Below are 18,565 nucleotides of genomic sequence, written 5' to 3'. Positions count from 1 at the left end.
GTCATTCACCGGAAATATGCAGCCATAAAAAAACCCGCCAGCGGCGGGTTTTTTACAGAAGCGTCAATTAAGCGTTTTTCTTCGCTTTCTTCTCAGCTTTTACCGGTGCCTCAACGTTAGCGACTGCGGCTTCACCTTCACGATATTCACGACCGTAGTAGGTATCCAGCAGAATCTGCTTCAGCTCGGCGATCAGCGGGTAGCGCGGGTTAGCGCCGGTGCACTGGTCATCGAAAGCATCTTCAGAGAGCTTGTCAACGTGGGCCAGGAAGTCAGCTTCCTGCACGCCTGCTTCGCGGATAGATTTCGGAATACCCAGCTCAGCTTTCAGGCTTTCCAGCCAGGCCAGCAGTCGTTCGATCTTCGCTGCGGTGCGGTCGCCCGGCTGGCTCAGACCCAGATGGTCAGCGATTTCTGCATAACGACGACGTGCCTGCGGACGGTCATACTGGCTGAAAGCCGTCTGTTTGGTCGGGTTGTCGTTGGCGTTATAACGGATAACGTTGCTGATCAGCAGGGCGTTCGCCAGGCCATGCGGAATATGGAACTGAGAGCCCAGCTTGTGCGCCATAGAGTGGCAAACACCGAGGAAGGCGTTCGCAAACGCAATACCTGCGATAGTGGCTGCACTGTGTACACGCTCACGCGCTACCGGGTTTTTCGACCCTTCGTTATAGGATGCCGGCAGGTTTTCTTTCAGCAGTTTCAGCGCCTGCAGAGCCTGGCCATCAGAAAATTCAGACGCCAGCACGGAAACGTAAGCTTCCAGCGCGTGGGTTACCGCATCCAGACCACCGAACGCACACAGCGATTTCGGCATATCCATTACCAGGTTAGCATCGACAATCGCCATATCCGGGGTCAGAGCATAATCCGCCAGCGGATATTTCTGACCGGTGGCGTCGTCGGTAACTACCGCGAACGGAGTCACTTCAGAACCGGTACCGGAGGTGGTGGTGACCGCGATCATTTTCGCCTTCACGCCCATTTTCGGGAACTTGTAGATACGTTTACGGATATCCATAAAGCGCAGCGCCAGCTCTTCGAAGTGGGTTTCCGGGTGCTCATACATGACCCACATGATTTTCGCCGCATCCATCGGGGAGCCGCCGCCCAGCGCGATGATAACGTCTGGTTTGAAGGAGTTCGCCAGTTCAGCGCCCTTACGAACAACGCTCAGGGTTGGGTCTGCTTCAACTTCAAAGAAGACTTCAGTTTCAACGCCAGCCGCTTTCAGTACAGAGGTGATCTGGTCTGCATAGCCGTTGTTGAACAGGAAACGGTCGGTAACGATAAGCGCACGTTTGTGGCCGTCAGTAATCACTTCATCCAGTGCGATTGGCAGGGAACCGCGACGGAAGTAGATGGATTTCGGAAGTTTGTGCCACAACATGTTTTCAGCTCGCTTAGCAACGGTTTTCTTGTTGATAAGGTGTTTAGGACCCACGTTTTCAGAGATGGAGTTACCACCCCAGGAACCACAACCCAGCGTCAGGGAAGGGGCGAGTTTAAAGTTGTAGAGGTCACCGATACCACCCTGAGAAGCCGGGGTGTTGATCAGGATACGGGCAGTTTTCATCATCTGACCGAAGTAAGCCACGCGCTCTGGCTGGTTGTCCTGATCGGTATAGAGGCAAGAGGTATGACCGATACCGCCCATAGCAACCAGTTTTTCCGCTTTTTCGACCGCGTCTTCGAAATCTTTCGCGCGGTACATAGCCAGCGTCGGAGAGAGTTTTTCGTGGGCAAACGGCTCGCTTTCATCAACGACGTTAACTTCACCAATCAGGATCTTGGTGGAAGCTGGCACGGAGAAACCTGCCAGTTCTGCGATTTTATACGCCGGCTGACCTACGATAGCCGCGTTCAACGCGCCGTTTTTCAGGATCACATCCTGAACCGCTTTCAACTGCTGACCCTGCAGCATGTAGCCGCCATGGCTGGCGAAACGTTCGCGTACGGCGTCGTAAACGGAATCCACAACAACCACGGACTGCTCGGACGCGCAGATTACGCCGTTGTCGAAGGTTTTAGACATCAGCACGGATGCGACAGCGCGCTTGATATCTGCGGTTTCGTCGATAACAACCGGGGTGTTACCTGCACCTACGCCGATTGCTGGTTTACCGGAGCTGTATGCCGCTTTAACCATGCCAGGACCACCGGTCGCCAGGATCAGGTTAATGTCCGGGTGGTGCATCAGTGCGTTAGAGAGCTCAACGGAAGGCTGATCGATCCAGCCAATCAGATCTTTCGGCGCGCCGGCAGCGATCGCGGCCTGCAGAACGATATCTGCGGCTTTGTTGGTCGCTTCTTTTGCACGCGGATGCGGAGAGAAGATGATCGCGTTACGGGTTTTCAGGCTGATCAGCGATTTGAAGATAGCGGTGGAGGTTGGGTTAGTGGTCGGAACGATACCGCAAATGATGCCGATAGGTTCTGCAATGGTAATGGTACCAAAAGTGTCGTCTTCAGACAGCACGCCACAGGTTTTCTCATCTTTGTAGGCGTTGTAGATATACTCAGAAGCAAAGTGGTTTTTGATCACTTTATCTTCAACGATACCCATGCCGGATTCGGCAACGGCCATTTTAGCGAGAGGGATGCGAGCATCTGCGGCAGCCAGAGCGGCAGCGCGGAAGATTTTATCAACCTGTTCTTGGGTGAAATTGGCATATTCACGCTGGGCCTTTTTGACGCGCTCGACAAGTGCGTTAAGTTCAGCGACGTTAGTAACAGCCATAATGCTCTCCTGATAATGTTTAAACTCTTTTAGTAAACCAGCGATCGATACGACAACATTACATTATAGACAGAGGCGGTAGCCCTTGCGTAACCCTCATAAAAACAGTGGGTTACTATCTTGCTCTGCAACCTGCTTAACGCTAATTTACTAAAAGAGCCTTATCCTGGCATCATCCTTTTTTGATAGGGGACGCTCCCCGGTACGACACTCAGGTTACTCACTTCTGAGTACGAAAATCATGATCTGAATCAATTTATACCAAAGCTGATACCTTTCAGCAGCCATATTCTGGACAATATTTTCAAGTGTTAAATAATTACAAAAGTAATGGAGCCGGAAAATGCATTGCGTATACAAATAATTAACACATTTTCTTAACAAGGTGTTAAAGCAGATTTCTGGTGAACTGTTCTGATAAAAAGCGTATTGTCAGCACGGTTTTCTTCTTTTTATCCATTTTCTTCGGCATGGTGATTTGCGGAGCTGATTGTGACCCCTGTGCTCTTTGACGTTTCAACCTATTTTAAGTTCTTTATTGGGTTATTCGCCCTGGTTAACCCGGTCGGTATCATCCCGGTCTTTATTAGCATGACCAGCTACCAGACTGCTGTAGCCAGAAACAAAACGAACCTGACGGCCAACCTGTCGGTAGCGATTATTCTTCTCACCTCGCTCTTTCTCGGCGACTCCATTCTGCAAATCTTTGGCATCTCTATCGATTCATTTCGTATCGCCGGCGGCATTCTGGTGGTGACGATTGCGATGTCGATGATCAGCGGTAAGCTGGGGGAAGATAAACAGAACAAACAGGAAAAATCAGAGACGGCGATTCGCGAAAGCGTTGGCGTTGTGCCGCTGGCTTTGCCGCTGATGGCCGGGCCGGGCGCAATAAGCTCTACCATCGTCTGGGGTACCCGTTACCATACATGGGGTCATCTGCTGGGTTTCTCCGTTGCGATTGCGCTTTTTGCTCTCTGCTGCTGGGGATTATTTCGTATCGCGCCGTGGCTGGTGCGCCTGTTAGGGCAGACCGGCATTAACGTGATTACCCGTATCATGGGTCTGTTGCTCATGGCGCTCGGCATCGAATTTATCGTCACCGGGATAAAAAGCATTTTTCCGGGATTGCTGACATAAGCGTTTCGTATGAAAGAGCGGGGCCCCTGGCCACGTTCTTTCATGTGAATATCACAATTTCATATAAATTAAGTTGAATTTTTCTCCATCTATAATGAAATCCGCTAATAAAAATTAAGCGTTTATTTTCAGCCAGTTACCTTTCTTCTCAGTCTCTCTTTGCGCCGATTCCGTGCGCCATCTCTGTTATTTTATTCACATTATACTCTTGGGCTTGCTGTGCGATTACTGAAATGATATTAGTAATTTCAACATTCGCCCAGATGAATGTGCTAAATAATAACCAAATGTTAAATTTTTGTACAAAAACCAGTCGATGAGCCTGCTTGCAGGTGTTGTCGGGGAAAAGGGGACAGCTTTTTCTATACCGCCTTGAATCAACTTGGTTTTTTAATAGACTGCCCGTTTTACGGGGTACGCCTCACGCGGCCGGACCTCTCTTTAAAAGAGAATTGCTTAACAAATTTGCAAATTGTATTGGCGCGCATTTCGGCCATTTGATACTTTCCGGCGTGATATTTAGCAAGCGCATTTTAGCGAATGAGAATTATTTTCAAATAATAATGCTCGATAAGATCATTACACGTGTCTCAAACAGGGGAGGCGCGTCACGAATCGACGCAAGGTGGCCGGACGAGTCGCCAGTAATATATAAAGTCGGTGATAGCAAGCAGTACCCACCTGACAGCAGCATAAACTCCTGCGTTGCTCAGGTCCCGCAAGGGAAATTAAACAGGCTGGCTGTAAAGCCAGTAATTATAATGAGTGGAGTATCAACACAATGTCCATCATCACAAAAAAAAGTCTGGTAGCAGCGGGGATTTTAACTGCGCTAATCGCGGGCAACGCGGCAATGGCTGCCGACGTGCCTGCCGGTGTTCAGCTGGCCGAGAAGCAAACGCTGGTTCGTAATAACGGTGCTGAGGTTCAGTCTCTGGATCCGCACAAGATTGAAGGGGTGCCGGAGTCCAACATCAGCCGCGATCTCTTTGAAGGTCTGCTGGTGAGTGACGTTGACGGTCATCCTGCGCCAGGCGTAGCGGAAAAATGGGAAAATAAAGATTTTAAAGTCTGGACTTTCCATTTACGTAAAGATGCAAAATGGTCGGACGGCTCGCCCGTTACCGCCCAGGATTTCGTATATAGCTGGCAGCGTCTGGCGGATCCTAATACCGCTTCGCCTTATGCGAGCTATCTGCAATATGGTCATATTGCCAATATCGACGATATTATCGCCGGTAAAAAACCGATTACCGATCTGGGCGTGAAAGCGATCGACGCCAATACCCTGGAAGTGACGCTGACCGAGCCGGTACCCTATTTCTACAAGCTGCTGGTTCACCCGTCTGTCTCCCCGGTACCCAAAGCCACGGTGGAGAAATTTGGCGATAAGTGGACCCAGCCTGCCAATATCGTCACCAACGGCGCTTATAAACTGAAAGCATGGGTGGTGAACGAGCGTATCGATCTGGAGCGTAACCCCCAGTACTGGGATAACGCGAAAACGGTTATCAATCAGGTAACCTATCTGCCTATCTCCTCCGAAGTGACGGATGTTAACCGCTACCGCAGCGGTGAAATCGACATGACCTATAACAACATGCCGATTGAGCTCTTCCAGAAGCTGAAAAAAGAGATCCCTAAAGAGGTGCATGTCGATCCTTATCTCTGCACCTACTATTACGAAATCAACAACCAGAAAGCGCCGTTCACCGATGTACGCGTACGTACCGCGCTGAAGCTCGCTCTGGATCGCGACATTATCGTCAACAAGGTGAAAAACCAGGGCGATCTGCCAGCCTACAGTTACACCCCGCCTTATACCGATGGCGCTAAGCTGACCGAGCCGGAGTGGTTCAAATGGTCGCAGGAAAAACGTAATGAAGAGGCGAAAAAATTGCTGGCCGAAGCGGGTTATACCGCAGATAAGCCGCTGACCTTCAGCCTGCTTTACAACACCTCCGATCTGCATAAAAAACTGGCTATTGCCGTCGCCTCTATCTGGAAGAAAAACCTGGGCGTAAACGTGAAGCTGGAGAACCAGGAGTGGAAAACCTTCCTCGACAGCCGCCATCAGGGTACCTTTGATGTGGCGCGTGCGGGCTGGTGTGCCGACTATAACGAGCCGACCTCCTTCCTGAACACCATGCTGAGCGACAGCTCGAACAACACCGCGCACTATAAGAGCGCCGAGTTTGACAAGCTGATCGGTGATACATTGAAAATCACTGACGAAGCGCAGCGCAGCGAACTTTACAATAAAGCTGAACAGCAGCTCGATAAAGACTCTGCGATCGTGCCGGTTTACTATTATGTCAACGCCCGCCTGGTTAAGCCATGGGTAGGTGGATATACCGGTAAAGACCCGATGGATAATATCTCTGTTAAGAACTTGTATATTATCAAGCATTAATGGCAATAAGTGAGGCAGGCTCGCCTGCCTCACTGTGTCTAACCCTCGTCATACTATATAGGCACACGCCAGAAGGTACGGGCAATGTTGAAATTTATCCTACGTCGCTGTCTTGAAGCGATACCTACGCTCTTTATTCTGATTACCATCTCTTTCTTTATGATGCGTCTCGCCCCGGGGAGTCCTTTTACCGGTGAACGTACGCTGCCGCCTGAAGTTATGGCGAATATCGAAGCGAAATATCATCTGAACGATCCCATTACCACGCAATACTTCAATTATCTGAAGCAGCTTGCACACGGTGATTTTGGACCGTCCTTTAAATATAAAGACTATTCCGTAAACGATCTGGTGGCTTCCAGCTTCCCCGTTTCGGCGAAATTAGGCGCTGCGGCCTTTATTCTGGCGGTGGTGCTTGGCGTGAGCGCAGGGGTTATCGCCGCGCTTAAGCAAAATACCAAATGGGACTACACCGTCATGGGCGTGGCGATGACGGGGGTAGTGATACCCAGCTTCGTTGTCGCTCCGCTGCTGGTGATGATCTTCGCCATTACGCTGAAATGGCTACCCGGCGGCGGCTGGAACGGTGGGGCGCTGAAGTTCATGATCCTGCCGATGGTGGCGCTCTCCCTGGCCTATATCGCCAGCATCGCGCGTATTACCCGCGGTTCAATGATAGAGGTGCTGCACTCCAACTTCATCCGTACCGCGCGGGCGAAAGGGTTGCCGATGCGCCGTATCATCTTCCGCCATGCGCTGAAACCCGCGCTGCTGCCGGTTCTCTCATATATGGGGCCAGCGTTCGTGGGGATCATCACCGGTTCTATGGTTATTGAAACCATCTACGGTCTGCCGGGCATTGGTCAGCTGTTCGTTAACGGCGCGCTCAACCGCGACTACTCGCTGGTGCTGAGCCTGACTATCCTCGTCGGCGCGCTGACGATCCTGTTTAACGCTATTGTCGATGTGCTCTATGCCGTTATCGACCCTAAAATTCGCTACTAGCGCCGGAGTACGCCATGATGTTGAGTAAAAAAAGCAGCGAGGCGCTGGAAAACTTCAGTGAAAAGCTGGAAGTGGAAGGGCGTAGCCTCTGGCAGGATGCCCGCCGTCGCTTTATGCATAACCGGGCGGCGGTCGCCAGCCTGGTCGTGTTAATCATTATTGCCCTGTTTGTAACGCTGGCGCCGATGCTCTCCCAGTTCACCTATTTCGATACCGACTGGGGCATGATGTCCAGCGCACCGGACAGGGAATCGGGTCACTATTTCGGCACCGACTCGTCCGGGCGCGACCTGCTGGTTCGCGTGGCGATTGGCGGTCGCATCTCCCTGATGGTGGGGATCGCCGCAGCGCTGGTCGCGGTGATTGTCGGCACGCTCTACGGTTCACTCTCCGGCTATCTGGGCGGGAAGGTAGACTCGGTGATGATGCGCATGCTGGAGATCCTGAACTCCTTCCCGTTTATGTTCTTCGTCATTCTGCTGGTGACCTTCTTTGGCCAGAACATCCTGCTGATTTTTGTGGCGATCGGCATGGTCTCCTGGCTGGATATGGCGCGTATCGTGCGCGGCCAGACCCTCAGCCTGAAGCGCAAAGAGTTTATCGAGGCGGCCCAGGTGGGCGGCGTCTCCACCGCCAGCATTGTGGTGCGTCATATCGTCCCGAACGTGCTGGGTGTGGTTGTGGTTTACGCCTCTCTGCTGGTGCCGAGCATGATCCTCTTTGAATCCTTCCTGAGCTTCTTAGGTCTGGGCACCCAGGAGCCGCTGAGCAGCTGGGGCGCGCTGCTGAGTGATGGCGCGAACTCGATGGAAGTATCGCCGTGGCTGCTGCTCTTCCCGGCGGGTTTCCTGGTGGTAACCCTGTTCTGTTTCAACTTTATCGGCGATGGCCTGCGTGATGCCCTCGATCCGAAAGACCGTTAAGGAGTGGTGCCATGACAATTATTGACACGGCGATGGCGCCTCAGGCGCAACAGCAGAGCGACGTTCTGCTGAACGTAAAAGATCTGCGCGTGACGTTTAAAACCCCTGACGGTGATGTGACGGCTGTTAACGATCTTAATTTCAGCCTGCGGGCAGGCGAGACGCTGGGGATCGTTGGCGAGTCAGGTTCCGGCAAGTCGCAAACCGCCTTCGCGCTGATGGGGCTGCTGGCGCAGAATGGCCGGATTGGCGGTTCTGCCACGTTTAACGGTCGGGAGATTCTGAATCTGGCTGAGCCCGAGCTGAATAAGCTGCGCGCCGAGCAGATCTCGATGATTTTCCAGGACCCGATGACCTCCCTGAACCCTTATATGCGTGTGGGCGAACAGCTGATGGAAGTGCTGATGCTGCACAAGGGCATGGGCAAAGGCGAGGCGTTTGAAGAGTCGGTCCGCATGCTGGACGCGGTAAAAATGCCGGAGGCGCGCAAGCGTATGCGTATGTATCCGCATGAGTTTTCCGGCGGGATGCGCCAGCGCGTAATGATCGCGATGGCGCTGCTCTGTCGGCCTAAGCTGCTGATTGCCGATGAACCGACCACCGCGCTGGATGTGACCGTTCAGGCGCAGATCATGACGCTTCTTAACGAGCTGAAGCGTGAATTTAACACCGCTATCATCATGATCACCCATGACCTCGGCGTCGTGGCCGGGATTTGCGACAAGGTGCTGGTGATGTATGCCGGGCGGACCATGGAGTATGGTCAGGCGCGCGATGTCTTTTATCATCCGGCTCACCCGTACTCTATCGGCCTGCTCAACGCGGTGCCGCGCCTGGATGCGGAAGGGGAGTCGCTGCTGACCATCCCGGGCAACCCGCCAAACCTGCTCCGTCTGCCGAAAGGCTGTCCGTTCCAGCCGCGCTGCCCGCACGCGATGGAGATTTGTAACAGCGCGCCGCCGCTGGATGAATTTGCCCCAGGCCGCCTGCGAGCCTGCTATAAGCCGCTGGAGGATCTGGTATGAACGCTATAGATGAAAAACGCAACGTACTGCTGGAAATTGCCGATCTGAAGGTCCACTTCGACATCAAAGATGGCAAACAGTGGTTCTGGCAACCGCCGAAAACGTTAAAAGCGGTGGATGGCGTCACGCTGCGCCTCTATGAGGGGGAAACGCTGGGCGTGGTGGGCGAATCGGGTTGCGGCAAATCGACCTTTGCCCGCGCGATTATCGGGCTGGTGAAAGCCAGCGGCGGTAAAGTCGCATGGCTTGGTAAAGATCTGCTGGGGATGAAGCCGGACGAGTGGCGCGACGTGCGCAGCGACATCCAGATGATTTTCCAGGATCCGCTGGCCTCATTAAACCCGCGTATGACCATCGGCGAAATCATCGCGGAGCCGCTGCGCACCTACCATCCGAAGATGCCGCGTCAGGAGGTTCGCGAGCGGGTTAAAGTGATGATGATGAAGGTGGGGCTGCTGCCAAACCTCGTCAACCGCTATCCGCACGAGTTCTCCGGCGGTCAGTGCCAGCGTATCGGTATCGCGCGGGCGCTGATTCTGGAGCCGAAGCTGATTATCTGCGACGAGCCGGTCTCCGCACTGGATGTCTCTATTCAGGCGCAGGTCGTCAACCTGCTGCAAAAACTGCAGCGTGAGATGGGGCTGTCGCTAATCTTTATCGCCCACGACCTGGCGGTAGTGAAGCACATCTCCGATCGCGTGCTGGTGATGTATCTGGGTCACGCGGTGGAGCTGGGCACCTATGACGAGGTCTACCATAACCCGCTGCATCCTTACACCCGGGCGCTGATGTCGGCAGTGCCGATCCCGGACCCGGATCTGGAGAAGCATAAGACCATTCAGCTGCTGGAAGGGGAGCTTCCTTCGCCTATCAACCCGCCGTCGGGCTGCGTGTTTCGTACCCGTTGTCCCATGGCAGGCCCGGAGTGCGCGCAGACCCGGCCGGTGCTGGAGGGCAGCTTCCGCCATGCGGTTTCCTGTCTCAAGGTAGACCCTTTATAATCGCAAGGGCTGACATGATGTCAGCCCTTACTTTTTGCGAGGTTAATGTGTCTTTTACGATCTCATCCGTTCGCCGCCGGCTGTATCATCTGCTGTTCGATCTTAATACGCCTTCCGGCCGCCGCTTTGAAGGGCTCTGCGGCCTCTTCGCCCTGCTGAGCGTGGTGATTATTTTTGTCGAGTCGGGTTTAGGTACGCAATACCATCTGACCTTCGACGAGTGGCATCTATTTGTCTGGCTGGAGCTGGGAGTAACGCTGATATTCACGATGGAATATCTGCTGCGGGCCTTCTGCTGGCCGAACCCCAGGGCATATGTTTTCAGCTTTTGGGGGATTATCGATCTGGCCACTATTCTGCCGCTGTACGTGATGTGGTTGTGGCCGGAGATTAGCCTGAGCTACGTCTTTGCCTGGCGGGCGATGCGCGCCATTCGCGTGCTGCGTATCCTGAAACTGCTGCGCTTTATGCCGTCGCTGCGGGTCTTCTGGCAGGCGATCCTCAGCGCCCGCCACCAGCTCATCATCTTTTATTCGTTTATCGCCATCGTGATGATTATTTTCGGCGCCCTGATGTATCTGATAGAAGGGCCGAAATATGGTTTCACCACCCTTAACGCGTCGGTCTACTGGGCAATTGTGACGGTGACTACGGTGGGGTATGGCGATATTACGCCCCACACGCCGCTCGGACGTATTGTGGCTTCGGTGCTCATTTTGATCGGCTATTCCGTGATCGCCATTCCGACAGGGTTAATTACCACCCATATGAGTAGCGCTTTTCAGAATCGCCAGTTGCGTAAATGTACGAACTGCCAGCAGGCGGGGCATGAACATAGCGCACGGTTCTGCAACCACTGCGGTACGCGTTTGCCCTGAGGGGAGAGTGCCGGGCGCGGGCCCGGCGAAAGGCTTATTCGCGCCAGAGAATATGGCAGAGCTTGTGATCTTTTTCCCGGCACAGCAGCACACGGGCAAAGATATCGTTGATCTCTCCGCCGTCGGTGTCGGCAAGGCCAATCACCACTTCCGAGAAAAAGTCGGGGTTGAGGTCGAAGTCGACATGCTCGCTCCAGTCTTCGGAGGGATCGAAAAGCTCGGCGCCGCCACGCTCTTCAAACTGAAGATTAAAGAGGATCACATCCGCCGGATCGAGATTATCCACGGCGAGTTCGAGAAAAATATCATAAGCCTGCTCGAGCGTTTCATCCTCGGTCAGGCGGTTGTTCAGATCCATTTCCATGATGACTACCTGTTAAACATCGTTGGGCACGTTTTACAGCAACGGACTAAAGAAGTAAAACAGTCGTTCTGCAATTCGTTGCCAGAGAGGACGTTTCATCCATAGCCGCGCATCCAGCAGGCGGGAGCGGGAGATATAATCATCCTGAACGGCCGCCAGATCGCCGCCAAATCCGGCGTCGTCAATCACCAGCGTAATTTCAAAATTGAGCCAGAGGCTGCGCATATCGAGATTGACGGTGCCCACCAGACTCAGCTCACCATCCACCAGCACGCTCTTGGTGTGCAGCAGGCCCCCTTCGAACTGGTAAATTTTTACCCCCGCGGCCAGCAGTTCGCTAAAGAATGCCCGGCTCGCCCAGCCCACCAGCACCGAATCGTTTTTACGCGGCAGGATAATGCTGACATCCACACCGCGCTGCGCGGCGGTACAGATCGCATGCAGCAGATCGTCGCTCGGCACGAAGTAGGGGGTTGTCATGATCAGATATTCACGGGCCGAGTAGGCGGCGGTAAGCAACGCCTGATGAATAAGATCCTCCGGGAAGCCCGGCCCCGAAGCAATGGTGTGGATGGTATGGCCGCTCGCCTCCTCGAAGGGCATGATATTCGCATCGGGAGGCGGCGGAAGGATCCGTTTTCCGGTCTCGATTTCCCAGTCGCAGGAGTAGACAATTCCCATCGAGGTCGCGACCGGCCCTTCCATACGCGCCATCAGATCCACCCACTGGCCCACGCCCGCCTCCTGCTTAAAGAAGCGAGGATCGACCAGGTTCATGCTGCCGGTATAGGCGATGTAGTTATCGATCAGCACCATTTTACGGTGCTGGCGCAGGTCCATGCGGCGCAGAAAAACGCGCAGCAGATTAACCTTCAGCGCCTCCACCACTTCTATGCCCGCATTGCGCATCATGGCGGCCCAGGGGCTGCGGAAAAAGGCGACGCTGCCCGCGGAATCGAGCATCAGACGGCAGTGGATCCCCCGGCGCGCGGCGGCCATCAGGGATTCAGCTACCTGATCAGCCATCCCGCCGGGCTGCCAGATGTAAAACACCATCTCGATATTGTGACGCGCCAGCTGAATATCGCGGATCAGCGCCTGCATTACGTCGTCGGAATCGGTCAGCAGCTGTAGCTGGTTGCCTTTCACGCCGCCAATACCCTGACGCCGTTCGCAAAGCTTAAACAGCGAGGTGGCGACGCTGCTATTCTCCTGCGCAAAAATATGGTGGCACGATTTAAGATCGTTAAGCCATTTGGCGGTGGAGGGCCACATGGCGCGCGCCCGCTCGGCACGCCGCTTGCCGAGATGCAGTTCACCAACGGAGAGATAGGCGACGATACCCACCAGCGGGAGAATATAGATGATCAGGAGCCAGGCCATGGCGGAGGGAACGGCTCTGCGCTTCATCAGGATGCGAAGCGTCACCCCCGCAATGAGTAGCCAGTATCCCAGAATGACCAGCCAACTCACCACGGTGTAGAAGGTCGTCATAAAAAATCCTTTTGAAAGCGTATTGTTATGAGTTTACGCATCCCGCTTCATCTGGCAAATAAAAACGGCAGATAAAAGCGCTGGTATGTGGGCGCAGGGGATCTATAATGAGGCCTCTGTTAAGGAAAGAGTTGTAGACATGAAGCGCAGTAGAACTGAAGTCGGGCGCTGGCGCATGTTGCGACAAATGAGCCGCCGAAAAGCCCGCTGGCTTGAAGCCCAATCCCGCCGCAATATACGTATCCACGCCATCAGAAAATGTGGACAGAGTCGTCACCGCAACGCGCTGGTGTTTGCCGTGTACGATCTATGAAAAAGGGCACCGTTAGCGGTGCCTGTTGTTTATTAGCATGCTAATATTCTTAACATCTCCGTTTCGTTTTTCCTGTATAATCAGCGCAAACCCTTCACAGAAATTAACAATGAATCCATACGTTTGGGTCGTAATTGCGCTTTTAGCCATGGATGCGCTGCGCGAACTGATGGGAATGCCCTCTCTCTTTGCGCTTATAAATGAATTGTTATACTGGCTGCTATTTTGGTTACATCAATAGAACCTTTTCCGGAAACGTTTTATGCATACAATAGCGTCAGGCAGCAGTACCGTTACGCGTAATAAAGGAGAAAAACGTGTTAGCTGAATATGGCGTGATGAATTTCTGGACCTACGTGGTCGGCGCTATTTTTATTGTTCTGGTTCCGGGACCCAACACGCTGTTTGTTCTGAAAACAGGTATAGGCCACGGCGTCAAAAAAGGTTATCTGGCGGCGCTTGGGGTCTGGATGGGCGATGCGGTGCTGATGTTTCTGGCCTGGGCTGGCGTTGCGGCGCTGATTCAAACCACGCCGCTCCTGTTTCATACCGTCAAATACCTGGGCGCCCTCTATCTGCTCTGGCTTGGCGGTAAAATTCTCTGGTCGATGGCGCGAAACCGCGACCAGCAGGCGGGGGGCGTGGAGCCTGCCAGCGCGATTATGAAACGCTCGCTGGTATTAAGTCTCACCAACCCGAAGGCAATTCTCTTTTATGTCTCGTTTTTTGTGCAGTTTATAGACGTTAACGCCCGCGGTACCGGCGTCGCGTTTTTAATTCTGGCAACCACGCTTGAGCTTATCAGCGTGCTGTATATGAGCTTTCTCATCTTCTCCGGCGCGTTTGTTACCCGCTATCTGAAAAGCCGTAAAAAACTCGCCAGACTGGGCAACGGGCTGATCGGTTTGCTGTTCGTGGGATTTGCGGCGCGTCTCGCCACGCTGCACTAGAGAGGGCAGGCCAGTCAGTAAAACCCCTGACTGGCCATGTTCAGACGGTTTTTACAACCCTTTCTTATCCATCAGCAGCGCCAGATCCACCAGGCGGTTCGAGAAACCCCACTCATTGTCATACCACGCCAGAATCTTGACCATGTTTCCGCCAATCACCAGCGTGGAGAGGCCGTCGATAATGGATGAGCGCGGGTCGCCCTGATAGTCGCTGGAGACCAGCGGTTCGTCGCTGTAGCCCAGAATCCCCTTCAAAGGCCCGCTGGCGGCAGCCTGACGGAAGGCCTCATTCACCTCTTCGGCAGTGACATTTCGGCTCAGCGTCACCGTCAGATCCACAATCGATACAACCGGCACCGGCACGCGCAGGGAGTACCCGGTCAGCTTGCCTTCGAGAGCGGGGATGACTTTCCCCAGCGCCTTCGCCGCGCCGCTGGAGTAAGGGACAATCGACAGGGCCGCTGCACGCGCGCCGCGCAGATCTTTCTCGGGCTGATCGTGCAGCGCCTGGCTGTTGGTATAGGCGTGGGTCGTGTTCATCAGCCCGTGTTCAATGCCAAACTGTTGATGCAGCACCTGGGCCGCCGGTGCCAGCCCGTTAGTGGTGCAGCTTCCGTTACTGACAACCGCGTGCTGCGCCGGATCGTACAGTTCGTGATTCACTCCCATCACCACCGTCAGATCGTCATTCTTCCCCGGCGCGGAGATGATGACGCGCTTCGCGCCGCCGCGGGTGATATGCACCGCCGCTTTCTCACGCTCGGTGAAGAACCCGGTGGCTTCAATTACCACCTCGACGCCTGCCTCTTTCCATGGAATATTTGCCGGGTCGCGTTCGCTAAATACCGTGATGCGCTCGCCGTCGACCTGCAGCGCGCCATCCGCCGCCTCTACAGGCACCGGCAGCGTGCCGAGCAGGGAATCATACTTAAGCAGATGGGCGAGGGTCTTGCTGTCCGTCAGATCGTTAATGGCCACAATCTGCAGATCCGGGTTGCCCAGCGCCGCGCGCAGAAAATTACGTCCGATACGGCCGAAACCGTTAATACCGACCTTAACCATAATGCACTCCTTATCTCTGTTGTCTGGAGTTACTCTAGGCTTCAGGCCATATGGCGTAAATGACAAAAAAGGATCAGATTAAGCCATCTTGCGGCAGTGAAAGCGCTGGCGGTATTCCCCCGGGGTGAGATGGAGCTGCTTTTCAAAAACGCGGCGCAGGTTAACGCTGGTTCCAAACCCGCTTTTCCCGGCGATAAGCTCCAGCGAATCATGCGTCTGCTCCAGGAGCTGCCGGGCGGCGGCCAGACGCGCCTCGGTGACATAACGGGCCGGAGAGACGCCGGCGTCACGGGTAAACACGCGGGTGAAGTTACGGGGACTCATGGCGACGCGTTCGGCCAGCTTCTCGACGCACAAATCGGCGGTGAGGTTCTGCAGGATCCAGCTTTGCAGCTCGCTGATGGGGCCAGTCGTGCCGGACTGCAGCAGGTTATAGCGGCTGAACTGCAGCTGCCCGCCGGGACGCCTGAGATACATCACCATATCCTGCGCCACATCGCGGGCGAGGGAAAATCCGTAATCCTCTTCCACCAGGGCCAGCGTCAGGTCGAACCCGGAACTGACGCCTCCTGAGGTCCAGATGTGACCATCCTGAATATAGAGCGGGCCGCCTTCGACCCTGATTGTTGGATAGTGTGCCTGCATCGTCTCCAGCAGCCGCCAGTGGGTTGTCGCCCGCCGCCCGTCGAGTAATCCGGCCTGAGCCAGCAGCATCGCGCCCCCGCAGACAGAGACGATCCGGCGCGCGTGGGGAGCGGCAAGGTGCAGCCAGTCCACCACGGCAGTGCTCTCCTGCTCGTTCATGCCACGTCCGGTAATGATGATGGTGTCGAGCGGTTCGCGCGGATCCAGCTGCGGCAGGCGATAGTCCGCCAGCAGGTTTAAGCCGGACTGGCCGTGGATCACCTGATGGGGCTGGGTAGTGGCGATAATGATGTGATAGCAAGGGTGAGAAAGGCCTTCCGGGTGCAGCCGGTTGGCCTGCATCAGAATGTCGGCGATACCGGCGGCTTCGAACAGCATGCCGCCGTCAGGAACGATAATCAGGATCTTTTTCATGTCCTGAAAAGTACCTTTATCGAAAAATAAGTCAAGCCGCAGGAGAGGGGGCCGCCTCTTGCGCGCTGACCTTTTTCATCGGAATCACGGCGATAATCAACGCTCCCAGCACCAGGAAACCGGCCACCATAAAGATCCCGGCGTTGAAGTTCCCCGTGACATCTTTCATCCAGCCCATCAGCAGCGGGCCGAGCGCTGCGCCGGTCATCCCGGTAGCGTTAATTACCGCGATACCCACCGCCCGTGCACGCAGGGAGATATAGCGATCCGGCGTAGTCCAGAAGATAACCATGGCCGCAAACGCCCCCGCTGAAGCCATGACAATCCCGGCAAACTGCCATAGCGGGTTGGTGCTGGTGGCGGTCATTATCCAGCCCGCCGCGGCGAACAGATAAGGCAGCAGCGTGTGTACCTTACGTTCGTTCAGGCGGTCGGAACGTTTACTCCACCAGACCATCGCGACAATGGTACAGACCTGGGGAATAGCGCTCAGAATACCGATAGTGACGTTGCTGCTGTTTTCGTTGAAGCTGCGCAAAATCAGCGGCGTCCAGACGCTGAGCGCGCTGAGGGTATTGGTCAGACAAAAATAGGCAACGGTGTAGAGAATGATAATCGGGGTAAATAGCTCCCGCGCCATGCTGCGCGGGGGCAGGGCAGCGGTGCTGGCTGCCCGCTGCGAGTTTTGCAGCGCCACTTTATCCGCTTCCAGCATCTCATTCAGGCAGGCTTTATCATCTTCGGTCAGCCATTTGGCCTTCGCCGGACTGTCGTCCAGCCAGAACCAGACCACCAGCCCCAGCAGCACCGAAGGGAATCCTTCCAGCAGGAACAGCCACTGCCAGCCTTTGAGATTCAGCAGTCCGTCCATATTGAGAATGTAGCCGGAGGCGAGCGAACCCAGCGCCATGGTCACCGGCATGGCAATCATAAACAGGGCGTTGGCACGGGCGCGGTAGTGCGCCGGGAACCAGTAGGTTAAATAGAGCAGTAACCCTGGCAGGAAACCAGCTTCGGCAATCCCCACCAGCATGCGCAACACGTAAAGGCTGTTTGGCCCGGTGGCGAACATGGTGGCGGTAGAGGCAATACCCCAGACCACCATCAGAATGGCAATCCAGCGGCGCGCGCCGACGATACTCAGCATGACGTTACTGGGGATGCCGCAAATCACATACATCACATAAAACAGCGTGGTTGCGAGACCAAACATGGTGCTGGTTAGCCCCAGATCTTTGCCCATTGTCAGGCCGGCAAAGCCGATGTTAATGCGATCGAGGTAGGAGAAAACAAACAGAATAAATAAAAAGACGATTAAACGCCGGAACAGTTTTTTAATGACGGCTTGCTGACGCGGATCCAGAGGCGGTTGAGCAGGAGGTGCGTTCATGAAAAGCTCCACATTGCGATTTTTAGTATGAGGGTGCAGGTCGGCTAAACGTATAGAAAATAGCCAGTGGCTTCGTCAAATTAATGTTCTAAAAATGATACGTAATTGTTATTTGGATAGCATTTATGAATCATATTGCGATCGGGATCGCTTCTCCCGGTTGGCAGGCGGCGGAAACCCTCCCCGGGCGCGCATGTTGTTATAGCGGTCACAGATTCGCAGGGTATAATCGTTTATCAGCCGCCTGTTTTTGGTAAGGAAACGCATGAGTACCCCAAATAAAACCACTGACGATCGGGCATCTGCGCCTGGCTTTCATCGGGAAGATTTTCCCTTTTACTGGATCGTCAACGTCCACGCACGCTATATGCAAATTATGGAAATCTCACTCAAAAAAGCCCAGCTGGATGTCTCAGGCTTTCGGGTGCTGATGGTGACCCACCAGTATGGTAAGGCCAGCATTTCGCAGATCGCGGAATATGCCATGGCAAAGATGCCCACCGTCACCAAAATTGTCGGCAGGCTGCGTGAAGATGGACTTGTCACCACCGCCAGCAGCGAGCATGACGCCCGGGTAACGGAGGTGATGCTTACCGACGCGGGACGACAAAAAGTGGAAGAGGCGATGGCCCAGGCGAGCAAAGTTTTTGAGAAAGGCTTTAAAGGAATGACCAGCAGCCAGGTGGCAAAAATGAACCTCTCCCTGTCCAAAGTGCTCGACAACCTGAACGAGCTTTAAGGCAAAACAGCCGAATGACAAATTTGTGAACCGCGTAGACCTTTCCGCTAATTCTTTGTTATTTAT

General features: G+C 54.3%; 17 protein-coding genes. 11 read left to right on the top strand and 6 right to left on the bottom strand.

The features are described 5' to 3' along the window. Nucleotides 1–67: 67 nt before the first annotated feature. Complete coding sequence (gene adhE / locus BN3796_RS15925) at nt 68–2,743, bottom strand: bifunctional acetaldehyde-CoA/alcohol dehydrogenase (protein WP_061709351.1); 2,676 nt, start codon at nt 2,741–2,743, stop codon at nt 68–70. 492 nt (nt 2,744–3,235) lie between these two features. Here adhE and BN3796_RS15920 point away from each other — a divergent pair, with 492 nt between their 5' ends. The 7 genes from BN3796_RS15920 (at nt 3,236) to BN3796_RS15890 (ending at nt 11,128) form a co-directional block, all read left to right on the top strand. Further along, nucleotides 3,236–3,883 (top strand): YchE family NAAT transporter, encoded by a 648-nt coding sequence (locus BN3796_RS15920; protein WP_061709350.1) that lies wholly within the window; start codon nt 3,236–3,238, stop codon nt 3,881–3,883. A 781-nt stretch (nt 3,884–4,664) separates the two neighbouring features. After that, nucleotides 4,665–6,296 carry an oligopeptide ABC transporter substrate-binding protein OppA gene (oppA, locus tag BN3796_RS15915; RefSeq protein WP_061709349.1) on the top strand — a complete coding sequence of 544 codons (1,632 nt, stop codon included), beginning with the start codon at nt 4,665–4,667 and terminating at the stop codon, nt 6,294–6,296. 84 nt (nt 6,297–6,380) lie between these two features. Further along, a complete protein-coding gene (gene oppB, locus BN3796_RS15910) occupies nt 6,381–7,301 on the top strand; it encodes an oligopeptide ABC transporter permease OppB (RefSeq protein WP_061709348.1) in 921 nt (306 codons plus the stop codon). Nucleotides 7,302–7,315: 14 nt separating this feature from the next. Continuing rightward, the gene (gene oppC, locus BN3796_RS15905) at nt 7,316–8,224 is read left to right on the top strand and encodes an oligopeptide ABC transporter permease OppC (RefSeq protein ID WP_061709347.1); all 909 of its coding nucleotides are present in this window, start codon (nt 7,316–7,318) and stop codon (nt 8,222–8,224) included. A gap of 11 nt (nt 8,225–8,235) precedes the next feature. Beyond that, entirely contained in the window at nt 8,236–9,249 is a 1,014-nt protein-coding gene (gene oppD, locus BN3796_RS15900; RefSeq protein ID WP_061709346.1) for an ABC transporter ATP-binding protein, read from the top strand. After that, entirely contained in the window at nt 9,246–10,250 is a 1,005-nt protein-coding gene (gene oppF, locus BN3796_RS15895) for a murein tripeptide/oligopeptide ABC transporter ATP-binding protein OppF (protein WP_061709345.1), read from the top strand. Before oppD ends, oppF begins: the two co-directional genes overlap by 4 nt. 47 nt (nt 10,251–10,297) lie before the next feature. Beyond that, nucleotides 10,298–11,128, top strand: a complete 831-nt coding sequence (locus tag BN3796_RS15890; protein ID WP_148381812.1) for an ion transporter — start codon at nt 10,298–10,300, stop codon at nt 11,126–11,128. A 34-nt stretch (nt 11,129–11,162) separates the two neighbouring features. Here the strand turns inward: BN3796_RS15890 and BN3796_RS15885 are convergent, their stop codons facing one another. After that, nucleotides 11,163–11,492, bottom strand: a complete 330-nt coding sequence (locus BN3796_RS15885; RefSeq protein ID WP_061709343.1) for an HI1450 family dsDNA-mimic protein — start codon at nt 11,490–11,492, stop codon at nt 11,163–11,165. A gap of 33 nt (nt 11,493–11,525) precedes the next feature. Then, nucleotides 11,526–12,986 (bottom strand): cardiolipin synthase, encoded by a 1,461-nt coding sequence (cls, locus tag BN3796_RS15880; RefSeq protein ID WP_061709342.1) that lies wholly within the window; start codon nt 12,984–12,986, stop codon nt 11,526–11,528. A 139-nt stretch (nt 12,987–13,125) separates the two neighbouring features. Between cls and BN3796_RS20335 the strand changes: the two genes are divergently transcribed. From BN3796_RS20335 to leuE, 3 genes are all read left to right on the top strand, one after another. After that, nucleotides 13,126–13,299, top strand: coding sequence for a YciY family protein (locus BN3796_RS20335; RefSeq protein WP_148381811.1), 174 nt, complete (start codon nt 13,126–13,128; stop codon nt 13,297–13,299). A 37-nt stretch (nt 13,300–13,336) separates the two neighbouring features. Further along, nucleotides 13,337–13,540: a KPN_01571 family protein gene (locus tag BN3796_RS21195; RefSeq protein WP_407681209.1), complete on the top strand. Its 204-nt coding sequence runs from the start codon at nt 13,337–13,339 to the stop codon at nt 13,538–13,540. A 76-nt stretch (nt 13,541–13,616) separates the two neighbouring features. Beyond that, a complete protein-coding gene (leuE, locus tag BN3796_RS15875; protein ID WP_061709341.1) occupies nt 13,617–14,249 on the top strand; it encodes a leucine efflux protein LeuE in 633 nt (210 codons plus the stop codon). 51 nt (nt 14,250–14,300) lie between these two features. Here the strand turns inward: leuE and gap are convergent, their stop codons facing one another. From gap to hpaX, 3 genes are all read right to left on the bottom strand, one after another. After that, a complete protein-coding gene (gene gap / locus BN3796_RS15870; RefSeq protein ID WP_061709340.1) occupies nt 14,301–15,311 on the bottom strand; it encodes a type I glyceraldehyde-3-phosphate dehydrogenase in 1,011 nt (336 codons plus the stop codon). Nucleotides 15,312–15,389: 78 nt separating this feature from the next. Continuing rightward, a complete protein-coding gene (locus BN3796_RS15865) occupies nt 15,390–16,370 on the bottom strand; it encodes a GlxA family transcriptional regulator (protein WP_061709339.1) in 981 nt (326 codons plus the stop codon). A 31-nt stretch (nt 16,371–16,401) separates the two neighbouring features. Beyond that, the gene (gene hpaX, locus BN3796_RS15860; RefSeq protein WP_061709338.1) at nt 16,402–17,760 is read right to left on the bottom strand and encodes a 4-hydroxyphenylacetate permease; all 1,359 of its coding nucleotides are present in this window, start codon (nt 17,758–17,760) and stop codon (nt 16,402–16,404) included. A 265-nt stretch (nt 17,761–18,025) separates the two neighbouring features. On the opposite strand from hpaX, the gene BN3796_RS15855 reads away from it, so the two are divergent. Further along, complete coding sequence (locus BN3796_RS15855; protein WP_061709337.1) at nt 18,026–18,499, top strand: MarR family winged helix-turn-helix transcriptional regulator; 474 nt, start codon at nt 18,026–18,028, stop codon at nt 18,497–18,499. Nucleotides 18,500–18,565 lie beyond the last annotated feature (66 nt).

Origin of the sequence: Pseudenterobacter timonensis, from assembly GCF_900021175.1 — a bacterium.
Lineage (GTDB): Bacteria > Pseudomonadota > Gammaproteobacteria > Enterobacterales > Enterobacteriaceae > Enterobacter > Enterobacter timonensis.
Note: the sequence above shows the minus strand (reverse complement) of the source record. Positions and strands in the feature narration are given on the sequence as shown.

What these genes read in the sequence shown, in the direction of transcription:
- cls (WP_061709342.1), bottom strand. Translation starts at nt 12,986, where the DNA reads ATGACGACCTTCTACACCGTGGTGAGTTGGCTGGTCATTCTGGGATAC.
- oppF (WP_061709345.1), top strand. Translation starts at nt 9,246, where the DNA reads ATGAACGCTATAGATGAAAAACGCAACGTACTGCTGGAAATTGCCGAT.
- oppC (WP_061709347.1), top strand. Translation starts at nt 7,316, where the DNA reads ATGATGTTGAGTAAAAAAAGCAGCGAGGCGCTGGAAAACTTCAGTGAA.
- hpaX (WP_061709338.1), bottom strand. Translation starts at nt 17,760, where the DNA reads ATGAACGCACCTCCTGCTCAACCGCCTCTGGATCCGCGTCAGCAAGCC.
- oppA (WP_061709349.1), top strand. Translation starts at nt 4,665, where the DNA reads ATGTCCATCATCACAAAAAAAAGTCTGGTAGCAGCGGGGATTTTAACT.
- oppB (WP_061709348.1), top strand. Translation starts at nt 6,381, where the DNA reads ATGTTGAAATTTATCCTACGTCGCTGTCTTGAAGCGATACCTACGCTC.
- BN3796_RS20335 (WP_148381811.1), top strand. Translation starts at nt 13,126, where the DNA reads ATGAAGCGCAGTAGAACTGAAGTCGGGCGCTGGCGCATGTTGCGACAA.
- BN3796_RS15885 (WP_061709343.1), bottom strand. Translation starts at nt 11,492, where the DNA reads ATGGAAATGGATCTGAACAACCGCCTGACCGAGGATGAAACGCTCGAG.
- gap (WP_061709340.1), bottom strand. Translation starts at nt 15,311, where the DNA reads ATGGTTAAGGTCGGTATTAACGGTTTCGGCCGTATCGGACGTAATTTT.
- BN3796_RS15855 (WP_061709337.1), top strand. Translation starts at nt 18,026, where the DNA reads ATGAGTACCCCAAATAAAACCACTGACGATCGGGCATCTGCGCCTGGC.
- BN3796_RS21195 (WP_407681209.1), top strand. Translation starts at nt 13,337, where the DNA reads ATGCTAATATTCTTAACATCTCCGTTTCGTTTTTCCTGTATAATCAGC.
- oppD (WP_061709346.1), top strand. Translation starts at nt 8,236, where the DNA reads ATGACAATTATTGACACGGCGATGGCGCCTCAGGCGCAACAGCAGAGC.
- adhE (WP_061709351.1), bottom strand. Translation starts at nt 2,743, where the DNA reads ATGGCTGTTACTAACGTCGCTGAACTTAACGCACTTGTCGAGCGCGTC.
- BN3796_RS15865 (WP_061709339.1), bottom strand. Translation starts at nt 16,370, where the DNA reads ATGAAAAAGATCCTGATTATCGTTCCTGACGGCGGCATGCTGTTCGAA.